General features: G+C 67.0%; 17 protein-coding genes. 15 read left to right on the plus strand and 2 right to left on the minus strand.

Annotated features, from left to right (window positions below; translation table 11 throughout):
• Positions 1 to 3: 3 nt before the first annotated feature.
• Positions 4 to 1728 carry a SagB/ThcOx family dehydrogenase gene (locus ACWHYQ_RS13250; RefSeq protein WP_447972592.1) on the minus strand — a complete coding sequence of 575 codons (1725 nt, stop codon included), beginning with the start codon at positions 1726 to 1728 and terminating at the stop codon, positions 4 to 6.
• A gap of 45 nt (positions 1729 to 1773) precedes the next feature.
• Positions 1774 to 2124, minus strand: a complete 351-nt coding sequence (locus tag ACWHYQ_RS13255; RefSeq protein WP_447972593.1) for a cupin domain-containing protein — start codon at positions 2122 to 2124, stop codon at positions 1774 to 1776.
• 37 nt (positions 2125 to 2161) lie between these two features.
• On the opposite strand from ACWHYQ_RS13255, the gene ACWHYQ_RS13260 reads away from it, so the two are divergent.
• The 15 genes from ACWHYQ_RS13260 (at position 2162) to ACWHYQ_RS13330 (ending at position 17161) form a co-directional block, all read left to right on the plus strand.
• Positions 2162 to 2983 (plus strand): tetratricopeptide repeat protein, encoded by an 822-nt coding sequence (locus tag ACWHYQ_RS13260; protein ID WP_447972594.1) that lies wholly within the window; start codon positions 2162 to 2164, stop codon positions 2981 to 2983.
• Positions 2984 to 3042: 59 nt separating this feature from the next.
• Positions 3043 to 3246, plus strand: coding sequence for a hypothetical protein (locus ACWHYQ_RS13265; RefSeq protein WP_447972595.1), 204 nt, complete (start codon positions 3043 to 3045; stop codon positions 3244 to 3246).
• A gap of 13 nt (positions 3247 to 3259) precedes the next feature.
• On the plus strand, positions 3260 to 4366 hold the full coding sequence (locus tag ACWHYQ_RS13270) for a hypothetical protein (RefSeq protein ID WP_447972596.1): 1107 nt from the start codon (positions 3260 to 3262) through the stop codon (positions 4364 to 4366).
• A 132-nt stretch (positions 4367 to 4498) separates the two neighbouring features.
• Positions 4499 to 4798 (plus strand): PqqD family protein, encoded by a 300-nt coding sequence (locus ACWHYQ_RS13275; RefSeq protein WP_447972597.1) that lies wholly within the window; start codon positions 4499 to 4501, stop codon positions 4796 to 4798.
• On the plus strand, positions 4782 to 5231 hold the full coding sequence (locus ACWHYQ_RS13280) for a lasso peptide biosynthesis B2 protein (protein WP_447972598.1): 450 nt from the start codon (positions 4782 to 4784) through the stop codon (positions 5229 to 5231). Before ACWHYQ_RS13275 ends, ACWHYQ_RS13280 begins: the two co-directional genes overlap by 17 nt.
• Positions 5228 to 7156, plus strand: a complete 1929-nt coding sequence (gene asnB / locus ACWHYQ_RS13285; protein ID WP_447972599.1) for an asparagine synthase (glutamine-hydrolyzing) — start codon at positions 5228 to 5230, stop codon at positions 7154 to 7156. The genes ACWHYQ_RS13280 and asnB overlap by 4 nt, the downstream gene beginning before the upstream one ends.
• A 44-nt stretch (positions 7157 to 7200) precedes the next feature.
• A complete protein-coding gene (locus ACWHYQ_RS13290; RefSeq protein WP_447972600.1) occupies positions 7201 to 7338 on the plus strand; it encodes a lasso RiPP family leader peptide-containing protein in 138 nt (45 codons plus the stop codon).
• A complete protein-coding gene (locus ACWHYQ_RS13295; protein ID WP_447972601.1) occupies positions 7313 to 8419 on the plus strand; it encodes a 50S ribosomal protein L11 methyltransferase in 1107 nt (368 codons plus the stop codon). Before ACWHYQ_RS13290 ends, ACWHYQ_RS13295 begins: the two co-directional genes overlap by 26 nt.
• A gap of 179 nt (positions 8420 to 8598) precedes the next feature.
• Complete coding sequence (locus ACWHYQ_RS13300; RefSeq protein ID WP_447972602.1) at positions 8599 to 9408, plus strand: hypothetical protein; 810 nt, start codon at positions 8599 to 8601, stop codon at positions 9406 to 9408.
• Positions 9409 to 9417: 9 nt separating this feature from the next.
• Positions 9418 to 10611 carry a nucleotidyltransferase family protein gene (locus tag ACWHYQ_RS13305; protein ID WP_447972603.1) on the plus strand — a complete coding sequence of 398 codons (1194 nt, stop codon included), beginning with the start codon at positions 9418 to 9420 and terminating at the stop codon, positions 10609 to 10611.
• 44 nt (positions 10612 to 10655) lie between these two features.
• On the plus strand, positions 10656 to 11279 hold the full coding sequence (locus ACWHYQ_RS13310; RefSeq protein ID WP_447972604.1) for a sigma-70 family RNA polymerase sigma factor: 624 nt from the start codon (positions 10656 to 10658) through the stop codon (positions 11277 to 11279).
• Positions 11257 to 12285 (plus strand): anti-sigma factor domain-containing protein, encoded by a 1029-nt coding sequence (locus tag ACWHYQ_RS13315; RefSeq protein ID WP_447972605.1) that lies wholly within the window; start codon positions 11257 to 11259, stop codon positions 12283 to 12285. Before ACWHYQ_RS13310 ends, ACWHYQ_RS13315 begins: the two co-directional genes overlap by 23 nt.
• A 183-nt stretch (positions 12286 to 12468) precedes the next feature.
• On the plus strand, positions 12469 to 12786 hold the full coding sequence (locus ACWHYQ_RS13320) for a hypothetical protein (RefSeq protein WP_447972606.1): 318 nt from the start codon (positions 12469 to 12471) through the stop codon (positions 12784 to 12786).
• Between the two features lie 101 nt (positions 12787 to 12887).
• Positions 12888 to 16016 carry an efflux RND transporter permease subunit gene (locus tag ACWHYQ_RS13325; RefSeq protein ID WP_447972607.1) on the plus strand — a complete coding sequence of 1043 codons (3129 nt, stop codon included), beginning with the start codon at positions 12888 to 12890 and terminating at the stop codon, positions 16014 to 16016.
• Positions 16013 to 17161 carry an efflux RND transporter periplasmic adaptor subunit gene (locus ACWHYQ_RS13330; protein ID WP_447972608.1) on the plus strand — a complete coding sequence of 383 codons (1149 nt, stop codon included), beginning with the start codon at positions 16013 to 16015 and terminating at the stop codon, positions 17159 to 17161. The genes ACWHYQ_RS13325 and ACWHYQ_RS13330 overlap by 4 nt, the downstream gene beginning before the upstream one ends.
• Positions 17162 to 17297 lie beyond the last annotated feature (136 nt).

Below are 17297 nucleotides of genomic sequence, written 5' to 3' on the forward strand. Positions count from 1 at the left end.
CAATTATCGGAGATCAACCGCCGCCGGGCCCGAGCCGCCCTCCCGCGCCTGCGGCCCGTAGGCCGGCAGCGTCGTGAGCCGCGGATCCTCGACTGGGCCGCCGACGGTGAAGTGATACAGCGACTGGAACGACCGGTCCGTGAAGCCGAGCACCTGGTGGACGGGGTCGTCAAAGTAGCAGCCGATGCCCGTGGCACGCACCCCGGCCGCCTCCGCTTCCAGATACAGCACCTGCCCGATCACGCCGGTCTCCCAGAAGAGCCGGCGGTAGAACCAGGGCCCATGCCGCCGCAGCGCCTCCTCGAAGTCCGCGATCATCCCGAGCGAGAACGCGCCGTCCCCCGCGATGTCCTGCCCGCAGCTCACCTGTGCGGCGAGCCGTTGCGCATTCCCCTCCTCCAACAGGAAGAGTGGCAGGTCTGGCGGGCACCCAGGCGGCACCGTCCAAGCGAAGTGCGGATGCGCCGCCTTCCGCAGCCGCTCCGTGCAGGCCGGATCGCGCGCGAGCAGATAGAGTCCCGACGCAAGCCCTTCGACCCGGTGCACGAACAGGAAGAGATGGATCGCCGGGTCCCAGGGAATCGCATCCCAGGGCATGGGGCGTCGGGAGACGGGCCGTTCGTGCCGCGGCACGACCCGGCTGAGCATCGTGAAGAACCGGCTCGCCGGAATCGAGGTTTTGCCGTCGAGCGCCACGGCGCTCCGCCGCTGCCGGATAAGCTGGCCGGCGGAAGGGTGATGAGTGAAGGGTGACGGGTGACGGGTGGAACGAGCGGATTGCTCAGACGCCCAGTCAATCGCGAGACGGTTAGTGGTGGATTTCCAAGAAGCGGCCGCGACCTCGTCAATGATCTCCCACTGCACGGGATGGTCGGGACTCAGCCGGTTAGCCCGGCCCTGCCAGGACGCGGCCGCGACGGCCTGCACCGCCTCCGGCTCCAGAAAGAGTGGAACCTTTCTCACGGAATCGGCCGGCCAGACGACGGCCAGGCAGTCCGGGTGTTCCCGTTCCGCTTCGCCGTAGTCCTCGGCACGGTTCAGCCCCAGCAGCGCGGCCACGTCCTCGTCCGCCGCGCCGTCCAGCAGGAGGAGCTGCCACCCCAGAGTCGCCGCTGCGATCCGCGCCGCTGCGATCGCGTGCCCGGCGTCGTGCTGGCAATAGCGAAAGGCGCGCTCGCCGTACTTCCACGCCTCCCGCCAGTGGACGGAACTCCAGCCCACGAGGAACGCGGAGGCAGGAAAGGGCGCCAGCAGCGCGGCCCACCGGTCCGCGGCCAGTTCCGCCCGCCGCTCCAGCGCGTGCTCCTTCGGCGCATAGTGGTAGACGCCCGGCGTCGGCGCGAGCCCCGTCACGGGGCCGATCACTAGATAGCCTTCCGTCGGGTGCAGGTTGCCGCTCGACGGATTGGTTCGCAGCGCCCAGCGCACGCCGCCGGCCTGCTTCCACGCCGAGATGGCGAGCGAATACTCGAAGAACCGGGAGATCGCGCGCAGGGACACCGGCTCCGGCGGCACTGCGCCCCGCTCGTAGAGGGCCTCGTACGGCGGGGACAACGGCGGCTCGTCCGGCCGCAGGAGCGGCAGGGGTATGAGGGGTGCGCCTTCATAGCGCCGGAAGGGGTCTGGCTGGTTGGCCCAGTCCATGTACCCGAGCGAGCGGGCATAGCGGAAGAAATGATGCTTCGTCTCCTCGTGGTAGCGGAAGACTGAGTCGAGGGGCTCCATCATGCTGGAGGTTCAGCGTTCGAAGCTCGGTGTTGACCCTCGAACGGCTCAGAGCGTGCAGGCGTTCTTCGTGGGAATCACGCAGATGAAGCGCGCAGGCCCGCTCGCATCGGCGGCGAAACAGTGTTTCTCGCCCGCCGGAATGAACACCGAATCGCCGGGACGGAACGGCGTCTCGCCCCCTTCTGACCGCACCAGGCCGGTGCCGCTGACGATGAAGACTTCATGCTCCCAGGGATGGTCGTGGAACGGCGTGCTGGCGCCGGCCTCGACGTCGAAGACGCGCAAGGCGAAGTTCGGCGCCCCGTCGCGGCCCGTGATCATCTCCCGTACCTGCACGCCTTCGGGCACGCCCGTATAGCGGTCCGGTTTGACCTCCGTGTAATGCTTGATCACCATCGCTCCCCTCCCCGGCTCTGCATGACGGCAGGATAGCATGGGCGGCCGGGCTCGACAAGGCGGCCGACTCTGGCCTATCCTGGGCGCGATGTCCGAAGCGTCCAGCCAGCGCGGCCGGATCTTCTTCCATCGGGGCGACCTGCCCCAGGCGCGCCACTGGTACGCACAGGCCGTACAGGAGGCCCGTGCGGGGGGCGACGGGCCTGCGCTCTCGGCCGCACTCGGCAACTTGGGGAACGTCTGCGCGATGCTCGGCGACCCCCAGGAGGCCGAGCGCTGTTACCGGGAGGTCCTGGCACTCCAGCGCGCGCGCCAGGACTGGAGCGCCATCGGGCAGACTCTCGTCAACCTCGGCAACCTGCAGCTCGAGGCCGGCCGTCCCGAAAAGGCCGCACCCTACTACCTGGAAGCGCGCGACCTCCTCGAGGCGGTGCAGGACCGGCGCGCGCTGGGCGTGCTCTGCGCCAATCTGGGACTCCAGGCCGCGGCGGCGGGGCAGCACGAGGCGGCGATCGCGCAGTTCCAGCAAGCGCTCGAGCATCACCGGGCCGTCGGCGATGAGGACGGACTCGCGACGACCTATAGCCAGCTCGGCAAAACCTTCCTGGAAGCCGGCCAGCCAGATCAGGCGGAGAAGTGCCTGAACAACGCCTCCGAGCACTTCATTAAGCTGGGGAACGAGCCCGGCGAGGCCGCCGCGCTGCGCCTGCTCGCGGCCCTCTATGAACGGATCGGCGACCGGACGAACGCGGTTCGTTGCTTGGAGCGCGTGGCCCTGCTCGACCAGAGGTACGGACTGCCGCAGACGCAGGAGGACACGGAGCGCCTGGCCTGGCTGCGGAGCGGGCTGGGAAGATGATAAGATGCCGCCGGCCGCCCGGCCCGCGGTCCCCACACCGGTTAACCGAAGGGAGCCCCATGACCATCGAGGAGGCCCGGCAACGGATCCAGACCACGATCGAGCAGTTCGAGGCACAGGCCGGCGTGCCGCTGGACCTCCTGATGAGCGACGTGCGCGCCAGCCTCGGGGACGCCACCGCTAACGACCTGATCGCGGAGTTCGACCTGGAGTTGCGCTACAACATCGTTCCCACCCACGACCCGGGCACCGGAGACTCGTGAGGAGGCGTCCGGCATGCCTCTGATTTGGTGCGCGATCTCCGGGCACGGCTACGGCCATGCCGCGCAGATGATCCCGGTCTTGAACGAGCTGGGCCGGGCCCGCTCGGGGCTGAAGGCCCTGCTGCGGACGAGCGTCCCCGCCTCGTTCTTCGAGGGAGGGCTCACGATTGAATGGGAGCTCAGCCCGGCCGAGCCGGATATCGGCTGCGTCCAGCGGGGCCCGCTGACGATTGACATCGGCGCGACCTGGCGCGAGCACGCGCGGTTCCACGCGGACTGGTCGGCGCGGGTGGAGGAGGAAGCCCGGGCGATTCGGGCCCGGGCGCCGGCGCTCGTTGTCGCGAACATCCCGCCCCTGTCCGTAGCGGCTGCGGCACGGGCAGGGGTCCCGGCCGTGGGGCTCTGCAATTTATCCTGGGACGCGGTGCTCGAACCCTTCTTGGACGAGCCGCGGGAGCTGCACCCTGGCGTCGATCGGCCGACCCGCCTGGCGATCCTTGCCCAGATGCGTGAAGCCTACGGGCGGGCCGACCTGATGATTTTGCCGACACCAGCCGTGCCGGTGCGAGCCTTCCGGCGGATCGCCCAGGTCGGCCCGATTGCCCCGCCCCGGCGGCCTAACCGAACGCACTTGCGGGAGGTGATCGGGGCCCAGACCGATGAACGGGTGGTCCTCGTCGCCTTCGGCGGCATCCCGCTCGAAACCCTCCCCACGTCGGCACTGGAGGCCATGGAGGGCTACCGGTTCATCGTCGTCGGACCGGTGCCACCCGAGGCTCAGCGCACCCATCGGATGGCAACCACAGGCCTACCGTTCGGCCTCATCATGACGTCCGCCGATCTCCTCGTCACGAAGCCCGGCTACAGCACCATCGTCGAGGCCGTGGCCCACGGCCTGCGGGTGCTCTACGTGCGCCGCTACAACTTCGTTGACGAGCCGCCTCTCGTGGACTACCTTCACCGCTATGGCCGGGGCGTCGAGCTGTCAGCCGAGGACTTCGCGAGCGGCCGCTGGCGGGCCGGGCTCGACGCGCTCTGGGCTCTGCCCGAACCGGAGGAGCCGGCACCCGCCCCAACCGGCGCGACCGAGGCCGCCCGCCTGCTGGCCGGGTACCTCTGACCAGGCCTGCGAGGTCCGGGCTCCACTCCCGCGCGCCCACCCGCGACTTCCTTGACAGCACTGGGATTCAACGCTAGGCTAGCTTGGCGCCACCGGGGTGCGCCCGTTGTCTTCTAAGGGACGAGGCCACGGATGAACGAGACTCTTGCCCTGACCTCTTCAGTGTCCATCCCTGAGGATATCCTGTTCCGGGAGCTGCAGAGTGAAGGCGTCATCCTGAACCTGAACACTGGAGTCTACTTCGGCTTGGATGCAGTCGGGACCAGAATCTGGCGCCTTTTGCGCGAGCACGGCCAGGTTCAGAAGGTTCTCGACTCGCTGCTCCAGGAATACGATGTCCCGGAGGCTCGCTGCCGCGAGGATCTGCTGAACTTGCTTGTCCAGATGCGAGAGAAGGGTCTCATCGAAGTCCGCAATGGAACGGCTCCGTAAGGCATGCCAACTCACCCTCCGCGACTGGTTGATCCTGGGAGAGGCCTGGGTGCTGTTCCTGGTGATCGCCTTTGGCCTGCGCCTCTTCTGCTTCCGCTCGCTCCTTCACTTCTGTCATCGGCTCTCGCAACTCAGGCTCCGAGACGCTGCGGCCTCCTCGCTCCTGCCGATCGCACGGTGCGCGTGGCTCACAGCCGTCGCCGGCCGCTATGCCCCAATACAGGCTACCTGCCTCACGCAGGCGCTCGTCCTGTCGGTCCTGCTGGGGCGCCGCGGCGTCGCCGTCCAGCTTCGCATCGGCGTCTCGCGACAGGCCGGCCGCTTCGCGGCGCACGCCTGGTTGGAGCGGGAGGGCTCGATCCTCCCTGGATTGCCGGGAGGTGAAGGATTCGAGCCGTTGTTGCCCCACCGATCTGAAACCAGCGTACCATGAGCGGGTTCGTCGCCATATGGAACCTGGACGGACGACCGGTTGATCCCTCGCTCCTACGGAGGATGATGGACACGATCGCCTACCGCGGCCCCGACGGGAGCGGGCAGTGGATTCGCGGCTCGGTGGCGCTAGGCCATTGCATGCTGTGGACGACACCCGAGTCGCTGGAGGAGCGGCAACCCCTGACCGACGACACCGGCGCCCTCTGTTTGGCGCTGGACGGGCGGGTGGACAACCGGGACGAGCTGAAGGCCGCGCTCCGATCCAAAGGCATCGGGCTTCGGACCGACACCGACGCCGAGTTGATGCTCCGGGCCTACGAGGCCTGGGGTGAAGAGTGTCCCGCGCACTTGCTTGGAGACTTTGCCTTCGTGATCTGGGACGGATGGAACCGGCAGCTCGTCGGCGCCAGAGACCCGATGGGTGTCAAGCCCTTCTATTATTACTATGACGACCGGCTGGTCCTCTGCGCCTCCGAGATCCCACCGCTCCTGGCCCATCCGGCGGTCAAGCGGGAGATCAACGAGGGCATGCTCGGAGAATACCTGGCCTGCGAGATCACCTCCCAGGAGGAAACTCTCTACGCCAACATCAGGCGTCTCCCGCCAGCTCACGTGCTGCTCGTGCGGCCGAAGGGCTTATGGAAGAAGCGTTACTGGAGCGTTGATCCGGAACGAACCCTCCGGTATAGGACGGACCAGGAGTATGCCGACCATTTTCGCGCAGTCCTCCACGAGGCGGTCCGCTGCCGGCTGCGGAGCTATGGACCGGTCGGCGCCTACTTGAGCGGCGGCCTGGATTCATCCTCCGTGGTCGGCGTGGCCCAGACCCTCTACCGCGACGGGCTGGCGGCGGACCAGGGTTTTGAAACGTTCTCCCTTGTCTTCCCAGGCCTACCGTGCGACGAGCGTCCCTTTATTGAGGAAGTCGAGCGGCTGTGGGGGCTCACTTCGAACCGCGCCAGGCCGGAGGCTTGGGAGCCCACCGCCTGGGCCAATTGTGCACGGCAGAGCCAGGACTTCCCCGGCTATCCCAACGGCACCATGGCCAATCCACTGCGGGCCCTGGCGCAGGAGAAGGGCATCCGGGTGCTCCTGACCGGCGGTGGAGGCGATGAATGGTTGGCTGGGAGCTTCTACCATGCAGCCGACCTTCTTCGGCAATGGCGTATCCTGCCCCTATTGCGCAGAATCAGCCGGGCCTCCGGCAGCTCCGCGCCCCGCGAGCTCGCCCACGCGTTCCTGGGGTATGCAGTACAGCCCTTGCTGCCGACCAGGTTGCACCGAATGCTGAGGAAGGTTTTCACTCGCGACGGCGTCCCTCACTGGATCGTCCGGGGCTTCGCCCGGCGGATCCATTTAGCCGACCGGCTGGCTGTTCCCTCCGAGGCGCCCCGGTTTCCAAGCTTCGCCCAGGCAGAAATCTACGCCACGCTGACCTCCGGCTGGTGGCCCCACAGTTGCGAAGTTGAGGAACGGGCAGCCTCCCGCTTTGGTCTCGAAGAGCGCCACCCGCTCACCGATCTTCGACTCGCCGAATTTGCCCTGGCCCTGCCCGAGGACCAACGCTGGCGCGGTGCTGTGCCCAAGTTTATCCTCAGGCAAGCTGTTCAGGGATTGCTCCCGGAGTCGGTTCGGCAACGGGTGACCAAGGTGGAGTTCTCTGCGGTCTTTTCCGAGGCATTCACGGCGCTTGGAGGGCCGCGTTTCTTCGAGTCGCTTCTCACCGTCGCTCGGGGGTGGGTGGAGGAAAGGTCCGCACAAGCGATGTACCGCGAGCAGGAACAGACGGGCGCATGCGTTTGGCCCTTGTGGATGATCGCTGGCACCGAGCTTTGGCTCCAAGCCGTGGAGGCAGGAAAGGCGAACCTCACACGCACGCCCCGGCGCAAGCAGGAACGCATCCTGGTGCCCGCGCCACCCTAAACAGCAGCCTGCGCTCCCTACAGATGGGCTGAGGAGAACGATCCATGGACCACAGTCGCGAACAGGATTCCAAGAAGAAGCCGTACAGGCCCCCCACGCTTATCGAATACGGCAGTGTCGCTAAGCTCACAGAAAAAAAGTCTGGGACAAAGCCGGATGGCAAGTCGGGGAGGTTCAGATGACGCGCGTCTGATCGCCTTCCGCCGCGCGATCAATGAAGTGGTCAAGCCGGACGACGTCGTGCTCGACCTCGGGGCAGGAACGGGCATTCTCGGACTCCTGGCCTGCCAGGCTGGCGCCGGGCGAGTCTACGCAGTTGAGGAGGGCGGGATGATCCAACTGGTACGCGAGATTTGCCGCGCGAACGGCTTCCAGGATCGCCTCGTGCCCGTCAAGGGCCTGTCAACTCGAGTGGACCTGCCAGAGCCGGTGGATGTCGTCGTCGCCGATCAGATCGGGCGCTTCGGATTCGAAGCGGGAGTGTTTGAATATTTCGCTGACGCGCGGGAGCGGTTCCTGAAGCCGGGCGGACAGACGATTCCCCGCCGCATTGACCTGCAGGTCGTGCCTGTGGAGTGCCCGCACCTGTGGGAGCAGGTCGAGTTCTGGAACCACCCGGTGGCCGGATTCGATTTCAGCGCGGCCAGGCCCCTCGCGGCCAATACCGGCTACCCTGTGAAATACCGGCCGGAGCACCTACTCGGCAAGCCGGCGGTGATCGCGTCGCTGGACCCAGCCACCGCGGCTCCGGCGATTCTCGGACTCGAAGTGTCCATCCCCGTCGCGCGGCGAGGCCTGCTCAACGGGATCGGCGGGTGGTTCGCCGCGCAACTGTCCGAGCACGTCACGCTATCCAATTCCCCCTTGGCCGACACCCCCATTGACCGGCATGGCGTCTTCTTTCCTCTGGACCGGCCGGTTGAGCTGATGGAAGGCGATAGGGTCCGGGTTCGGATGGACATCCGGCCGGCGGACACGCTCGTCACCTGGAACGTGACGGTCCCGGGGAAAGTTCACGAGGCCCATTCAACCTTCCAGGGAATGCTGCTCTGCGAGGAAGACCTCCGCAAGACCAAGCCATCGTTCGTTCCTCGCCTCACCCCTTGGGGTGAAGCTCGACTATCGGTGTTGATTCTTTGCGACGGGCGGAGAACCCTGGCCGAGGTTGAGCAAGAAGTGTACAAGCGCCATCCCACGTTGTTCCGATCGGCAGCCGAGGCAGCAAAGTTCGTCGCCGAGGTCGTTGCACCCTACGCCGTCTGACCATGGCGCTCGAGTCAGGCGTCATGACCCTTGTCTATCGCGTCTGCGGGATGACCCTATCGAGCGGTATCCCTCTTCCCGAACTGCCCGCCGGACCCCACCCGGGAACCGACGGCTCTGCCATCCGAGTGGACCTCGACGGACGAGGCACCGAGCCGAGCGCCCCCGAACGATGGTGCTTGACCTGGACGCTCCCCTCGGGGAAGCCGTGGCTCTCCACCGCCAGGGTCCCGGCAGGCTATCTCTTACGATTCCACGGCTGGGCCGATTTCACCGTGGATCCAGCGGGCCGCTCCATTGTCTGCCATCCGGGAGCGGACGTGCCCGCCGAGACCCTGCGCCACCTCCTGCTGGACCAGGTGCTGCCGCTCGTCCTTACGCTCCACAAGCGCCAGACGCTCCACGCGACGGCGGTGCTGACGTCTCGCGGGGCCTGCGCGTTTCTCGGCGCGGCCGGTGTGGGGAAATCCACACTCGCGGCATCCTTCCTGACGGCAGGCTACCCGGTTCTGAGCGATGATTGCCTCGTGCTCGACGAATCGCAGGGACGGTTCCTGGCCCTCCCCGCCTATCCGGGCCTACGCCTCTGGGACGATTCGCTGGAGGCTGTATGCGGCGGCCGGGAGGACTCCAGCTCCGTCGCGCACTATAGCTCCAAGCGCCGTCTCGTCCTTGGAGTCCCTTCTTCCGCCTTCCCGGCGGAGCCGCAGCCCTTGGCGGGACTCTACGTCCTCGTAAGACCGGACAAGGCGTCCGGACACACGACGGCCGCGCCCCGCATCGAGCGGCTCCGCGGCCGCGAGGCGTTCATGGATCTCCTGAGCAGCTCGTACCGGCTCGCCGTCTCGGACCGAGCCGCCCTTGCCTGGGAGTTCGATTTCCTCGACCGGCTGGCCGCTGCGGTACCGGTCAGCCGGCTCCATCTGCCCGATTGTTTCTCGGCGCTGCCCGAGGCCCGCGAGGCGGTCCTGGCGGATCTCCGGACCTGAGCGCGATCCATGGCAGCCGCGACTATCCACCCGTTCCTCTTGAGCCTGGTCAGGGGGGAGTTGGCCGATGGCCTGGGACCCCCTCCGCGCGAGCCGGCGGCATGGGATGCGATCCTGGCAGAGGCCGCCGAGCAGCAAATCCTCCCGCTCCTCTATCGTTGGCTCAACGCTACCGGCGGACGCGGGCAGCTTCCGCTCTCCCAGCAGGACTGGCTCCGAGCGGAGGTCTTCCGCATCGCGGCGCACAACGCCATCCTGGCCGAGGAGCTTCGCGCGATCCTCCTGCAGTTCGATATTCGGCAGGTCGCCTGCGCGCCCATCCGGGGCCTGGCCCTGGCCGAGCTGCTCTACGGGGAAGACCTGCCGCGCCCGACGGGCGATCTTGATCTCCTGGTCAAGAAGGGCGACCTTCCCGCGGTGACCGACAGCTTGACCAGCCTGGGCTTTCAGTTGATCGAGCGACGGGCCGGCTTCGCCGAGAGCTACGACTACGCTCTCGTGTTCGCGAAACAGCGGCATGGGCTGATCGTCGTCGAGCCGCACTGGAGCCTCGCCTATCCCCCGTTTACCGACTCGGTGGATATGGAGGGAGTCTGGCAGCGCGCCGTGGTCGGGCAGGTCCTCGGCGTCCCTGCCCAACTGTTGCACGTGCATGATCTGGTCCTGCATCTTTGCCTGCATCTCATCCATTGGCGGGAGCGGGCGCCGCTGCTCTGGTATTACGAGCTCGATCAACTGATCCGACGGAGCAACCCCAGGCTTGCCTGGCGTGAGGTCCTGTCGCGAGCGCAGGAGTCCGGACAGAGTTCCTTGGTGCGTGAGGTCGCCCACACTCTGAGGGACCTCTGTGGGACCCCTGGTCCTGACCAGGGGCTCCCGGAGCTGGACACCCATCCCGTCCCACAGCGTCCTGGCAGCCGGGCCGGCGCGTTGCGCAGAAGGGCGGTGGCCCTGCTCGCCCGCCGGGCCGGCGGGAGCGGGCGCGAAGAATTTGCGCTGCTGCTCTCGCTGAAAGGCATCCGCGGCAAACTGCGATACGCCTTGTCCCTCCTGTTTCCTTCACCCGAGTACATGCGCTTCCGCTATGGCCCCGGCGGGCGAGTCACGCTCGCGTGGCATTACGTCGCCCGTGTCTGGAATCTCTCTTGCCAGGCTGCGCACTGGCTGAAAGACCTCGCCTTCGGCCTCAACACTCGCCGGTAACGCCCGCTGGGATCCCGCCCCTTGCGTCGGCTGCGGAAGGTGGTATGATGCGACCCAGTCGTATGGAGCCCCCCGTCCCCGAAGCCGCCTCTACCATCCCGCCCGAGCTGCTCGCCCGCGTCGCCAAGGGCGACAAGCAGGCGTTCCTGGAGCTGTACGACCGCTCCAGCCCCCTGCTCTTCGCCCTCGCCGCACGGATCCTCGGAGACACCGGCGAGGCCGGCGCCCTGCTCCAGGAGGTGTACCTGGAGATCTGGCGGAAGGGCGTCCGCTACGACCTCGGGCGCGGCACGCCGATCACCTGGCTGCTCAACGTGACGCGGACCCGCGCGCTCGATCGCCTGCGGTCGCGGAGCGCACAGGCGCGGGACCGCGCCGACGGGCAGCGGGAGGCCGGGGCGCTTGCCGCGCACGCGGCGCCAGCCGCGCCGGCAGACCGGGAGGTGCAGGCTCTCGTAGCGAAGGCTTTGGCGGAGATGCCGGCCCACCACCGCCAGGCGGTCGAGCTGGCCTATTACGGCGGGCTCTCCGTCGCGGAGATCGCGGCTCGGCTCAGCCAACAGCCGGAGACGATTCAAACCTGGATCAGGCGGGCCGTGACCGAGCTGAAGACGGCCCTCCGGCCTGCCTGGGCCAGCCAGACCCGTGACGGCACACACAGCGTTTGAAGAACACCTCGAGCTGTACGCGATCGGCGCTCTGGATCGGCAGGATCGCCAGGCCCTCGAGGTGCATCTGCTGGCCGGGTGCCCGTCCTGCCACGCCGCGCTGAAAGAGACCCAGGCTGTTGCCGGCCTCCTCCCCTTCCAGCTTCCGCTCATCGCGCCGCCGCCCGAATTGCGGGAGACGCTCGTGGCATCGCTGCCTCAGGCCTCCCCGGCGCCGACCGTGCCCAAGGTGACCGTCCAGATCGAGCGGCCGCCAGAGGTCCGACTCAGCCGCATTGATCCGCGCGCGCCCTGGTGGGCCCGGCTGCTCCACCCAACGGTCCTGGGGCTGGTCGTGGTGGCCCTGGCCGTCTATGCCTGGTCCCTGCGGTCCCGCCTTCCCGCCGAGGTCGCCCAGCGCAACCGGGTGGAGGCGGCGCTGAACGCGCAGACCACGCAGCTCGCCGCCCTGCAACGCCAGTTCGAGGAGCAGCGGCGCCTGCTCGACGAGCTGCAAAGCCAGGTCGCGGCCGGCGGCACCGAGCTGAACCGGCTGCGCGAGGCGCTGGCCGAGCGCGAAGCGGAGCTGGAACAGGCCCGCGCCGCACTCGCGCAGCTCCAGCAGGACGCCCGCAAGGGCTCACGCGACGAACTCGCTGCCTTCCTGCGCTCGCCGGGAGTCCAGGTAATCCAGCTCGTTGGGATCGAGCGCGCCCAATCCGCCGGGGCGCTGCTGTTCTTCGACCCGGACAGCAAGAAGGGCTTCTTTTACGCCTTCAACCTCCCGCCGCTGCCAGCGGGAAAGACCTATCAGCTCTGGGCCTTCACCGTTGACCCGAAGCAACCGAAGAGCATCGGGTACCCCGTCAGCGCCGGCACGTTCCGGCCGGACGCGGGCGGCAAGGGGCGGCTCGCCTTCAAGGGTCTGCCCGAGCCCGCATCTATCCTCCGGTTCATGCTGAGCATCGAACCTACCGGCGGGCGCGCGCAACCCGGCAGCGATCTCCTGCCGTTCCAGCGCCCATAACCCTGAAGCAAGCTTTGCGCGACAGCGAGCACCCCGCGAGCGCGGGAATGGGCTTCATGGCGATCGGACGCTGGGTGCTGCTCGACGTGCGCTCGTGTGCGTGGCTTGACGGCGCCAAGACCGCGTGTTATAAGCCCACCCCGTGGGGGAGCCTATGCCCCGATCCACCGAGGATCTCGCCACATGAGCCTTCTTCGAGGCGCCCTGCTTCTTCTCCTCGTCCTCGTGATCGGAGCCGATCTGGTCTTCGAGGATCCGTCTGAGCGGCCCGACCGTCCGGTCCGACAAGCGGTCCTCCTCGATGATCTGGACGAGGCCGACTACTCGGAATCGAAGGCCGGTCCGCCCCACCCATCCGACCAGGCGGCATGCGCGAAGAGCGCCCGCTCTCTCCAGGTAGTTCACCCCGAGCGCCTTCTTGCCAGCGTGGCCGACAGCACCTCCTCTTCTGCCTCCTTCACGGCCCGCTTGCTGATTCCCCGCGCTCCTCCCGTCGCCTGACCGCTCGTCCAGTTCTCCGGATCTGACCATCTACAGCCTATGTACCAGACCGGCGGGGCTCTGTCGGGGGTGGCCCCAGCCCCGCCTGGGCGGGTGTCTGCATGATTGCGCGACTGGTCGAGTTTGCCATCACCCAACGGGCGCTGATCTGCCTCCTGGGCGTCGTGCTCCTGTTCGGGGGCCTCTACGCGTTCCACGTGCTGGACGTGGTCGCCTACCCGGACCCGGCGCCGCCCATGATCGAGGTCATCACCCAGTATCCCGGCTATTCCTCCCAGGAGATCGAGCGGATCATCACGATTCCCATCGAGGTCAACCTCGCCGCGATGCCACACCTGACCGAAGTGCGGTCCCTCTCCATCCTGGGCCTGAGCGACATCAAGTTCTATTTCGAGTTCGGGTCCGACTACTTCAAGGACCGCCAGGAGGTGCTCAACCGGCTGGCGATGATGAATTTCCCTCCCGGGGTCCAGCCGCAGATCTCGCCCTGGTGGTCCATCGCGGAGATCTACCGGTATGAACTGACCGGCGAGGACCACGGCTATTCCCTCACCGACCTCAAGACGATTCAGGACTGGCAGGTCCGGCGGGAATTCAAGCGGGTGCCGGGGGTCATTGATGTGACCAGCTTCGGCGGCACCACCAAGCAATACCACGTGGACCTCGACCCGGGCCAATTGCTCGCCTACGGCGTGGATTTGGGCACCGTGATCGCGTCGCTGGCCCAGAGCAACTCCAACATGGGGGGCAATTACCTCTCCCTGGGGGAACAGAGCTTCGACGTCCGGGGCCTGGGGCTCATCGACAGCCTGAACGATATCGAGGACGTGGTGGTGGCGGAGAAGGAGGGGACGCCGGTCTACGTGAGGAACCTGGGGCAGGTGACCCTGGGCCACGCCATCCGGCTGGGCAAGGTCGGGGTCAATGACCGGGATGACGTGGTGGAAGGGATCGTGCTGCTCATGCGGGGCTACCAAGCCCTGCCGGTGCTCGAGCGCGTGGTGAAGAAGGTCGAGGAACTGAACGAATGGAAGCTGCCCGCGGGAGCCAAGATCCGGAGCGTCTACGACCGCACCCGGCTGATCCACACGACGATCGAGACCGTGACGGACATCCTGATCACGGGCATGCTGCTCGTCTTCGTGATCCTCTTCCTGTTCCTCGGTCACGTGCGGACGGCGGGGATCGTGGCGCTCACCGTCCCCGCCGCGCTCCTGTTCACGTTCAGCGCGCTGGTCATGACGGGGAGCTCGGCGAACCTGATCTCGCTGGGCGCCATTGATTTCGGGATCATCGTGGATTCGACGCTGCTGATGGTCGAGCGCATTTTCTCCCTACTGGCGCAGCGCCCAGCGCCGCCGGGCCTGACGGTGCACCACCAGATCCTCCGGGCGTCGCGCGACATCGGGCGCCCGGTCTTCTTCGCCACCACGATCATCATCGTAGCGTTCATCCCCCTGTTCACAATGGTCGGGGTGCCGGGCAAGATCTTCGCCCCGATGTCCCTGACCTACGGCTTCGCCCTCAGCGGGGCGCTGCTCATGGCCTTCACCCTCGCGCCCGCGCTCTGCTCGCTGCTGCTGCAGGGACCTCTACCGGAGGAGGATCCCCGGCTAGTCCGCGCGATCCGGGACCGCTACCTCCGAGTCCTCGGCTGGGCACTCGACCACGAGCGGCTTGTGCTTGGCAGCGCGGCGGGCCTGTTCGTCCTGGCCCTGCTGGTGGTACCCCTGCTCGGAGGGGAGTTCATGCCGCAGTTGGAGGAGGGCAACCTGTGGGTGCGGGCCACGATGCCCATGGACATCTCGTTTGAAGCGGCCAGCCGGCTGGTGACCGACATGCGCGCCGTCTTCCGGTCGTTTCCCGAGACGACCACGATCGTCTCCCAGTTGGGCCGGCCGGACGACGGGACCGATCCGACCAGCTTCTTCAACGCCGAGTTTCTGGTGGACCTGAAGCCCCGCAAGGAATGGCGGCCGGAGCTCACGGACAAGGAGCACCTGATCGCGGAGATCGAGGCGGCCCTGACGGCGAGGCTACCCGGCGTGAAGTTCAATTTCTCGCAGTACATCCTCGACAACGTCCAGGAGGCCATGTCGGGCGTCAAGGGGGAGAACGCGATCAAACTCTACGGGCAGGACCTCAGGGTCCTGGAAGCCAAGGCGGCGGAGATCCTGCAGGTGATGAAGCACGTGCGCGGGGTCACGGACCTGGGAATCTTCCACCTCATGGGGCAGCCCAACCTCAATATCGCCGTGGACCGGCAGGCGGTCGCGCGATACGGGCTGCAGGTGGACTACGTCAACGCGGTGGTCCAGGCCGCCATCGGCGGCCAGGTCGTCACGCAGGTCTATGAGGGGGAGCGCTGGTTCGATCTCGTCGTGCGGTTCCTCCCCCAGTTCCGGCAGGATCCGGAGGCCATCGGGCGGATCCAGGTCAGCACGCCGGACGGAACCCGGATTCCGCTCCGACAACTGGCCGCGATCACGCTCGGGACCGGGCCGTTCATCATCTATCGGGAGAACGGCGAGCGCTACATTCCCATCAAGTTCAGCGTGCGGGGCCGGGACTTGGAGAGTACGGTCAAGGACGCCCAGGCGCGGCTTGCGGAGCAGGTCTCGCTGCCGGAACGGTACCGGATGGAGTGGCACGGGGAGTACGGCCAGCTCCAGGCCGAAAAACGGCGGCTGGCCAAGATCGTTCCGATCAGCTTGCTGATCGTGCTGCTCCTGGTCTACATCGCACTGAACTCGTTCAAGGACGCCGCGATCGTGCTCTGCGCGGTCCCCTTCGCGCTGATCGGCGGGATCTTCGCCCTGTTCCTCACGCGAACGGACTTCAGCATCTCGGCCGCGGTCGGCTTCATCTCGCTGTTCGGGGTCGCGATCCAGGGGGCCCTGGTGGACATCTCGCGGATCCACGAATACCTCGACAAAGGCGACCCGCTCAGGACGGCCATCCTCAAGAACGCGGCGGTCCGGATGCGCCCGGTGATGATGACGACCCTGGCGGCGGCCATCGGACTGCTCCCCGCCGCCATCGCGACCGGGATCGGCGCCCAGACCCAGCAGCCCTTGGCGCGGGTCGTCGTCGGAGGCATGCTGAGCTCCGTGACCCTCATCCTGTTGGTACTCCCGGTCCTCTATCAGCGGGTGCATCGGGGCGACGTCAGGCCGGAGGCAGCGGAGCCATCGTTGGCGGTGGTCGGGGACGAGGAACCGCTACCGTGACTACCCCGGTCCGAAAGCTCGCACCCGCCGGGCTGATCCTGCTGGTCGCCCTCGCCCTGCCGGCCTGCGGCAGCCCGGAGTCATCCCCCACAACCAGCCAGGCCAAGCCCGGCGACACGGGACCCGCTGCCTCGCCCCCCCGCATCGAGACCATGACGGTCTCAGCGAGCCAGACGCCACCCATCCTTATCCTGGGCAGCAAGGTCACCTACGCTGAGGATCGGTTTTCGCGGATTTCCTCGCCGCTCCAGGGCCGGGTCATCGAAGTCCGGGCGAAGCTGGGCGACCATGTGGAGGCGGGCCAGATCCTGCTGGTCGTGGACAGCCCGGACATCGCCGCCGCCTACTCCGACTACGTGAAGGAAATCTCCGAACTGTCGCTCGCGAAACGAAACTATGAGTTGTCGGTGGAGCTCTACAACGTCCAGGCGATCTCGCTCAAGGATCTCAAGCAGGCCGAAAACGATTACAACCGCGAGAAGGCCGAGTTCAAACAGGCCAAGGAGAAGCTCCTCATCCTGAAGGTGCCGGCGCCGGAGCTGGAGAAGCCGCTCGACCAGCAGAACATCTCGTCGCGCTTCAAGCTGAAGAGCCCGCTGTCCGGCACGGTGGTAGAACGGACCGTGACACCCGGACAATTGGTGGGCGGGGACCCCTCCCAGGTCCTGTTTACCATCGCCGACCTGGATACTTTGCAGGTCGTCGCCGACGCCTACGAAGGAGACCTGGGGCTGCTCCAGGTCGGCCAGGTCGCCGTCGCCACCGTGGAATCGGCCCCGGGCAAGACGTTTCCCGCCGCGATCGCGTTCATCGGCGATCTGGTGGACCCGACGACCCGGACCGTCAAGGTCCGGGCCTGGGTGAACAATGAAGTGCGCCTGCTCAAACCCGAGATGTTCGCCCGACTGAACATCCCCATCGGCGGCGGCGCGTCGTTCATCACGGTCCCGACCGAGGCGATCGTGGAACAGGAAGGCCATCTGTACGTCTATGTCCAAGACCAGCCGGGACACTATGTGAAGCGGGAGGTGACCGCCCAGAAGATCGAGGACAACCGCATGCGGGTGCTAACGGGGCTCGCGGAAGGCGACACGATTGTGTCCAAGGGAGCGATCCTCGTGAAGGCTCAGCAGAACGGAGTGTGAACCGAGGAGGCGGCGATCGGACGCCCATCTGTGGTGCCGCGGTGGCGCGGGACCTTGGAGCATGGACACGCCTGCCACACGGCGAAGGGCGCCTGATCGCTGTCCCTACCTGGCCTGATTTTTCTCTTGACAGCCG

The sequence above is a fragment of the Nitrospira sp. Kam-Ns4a genome (assembly GCF_965152595.1).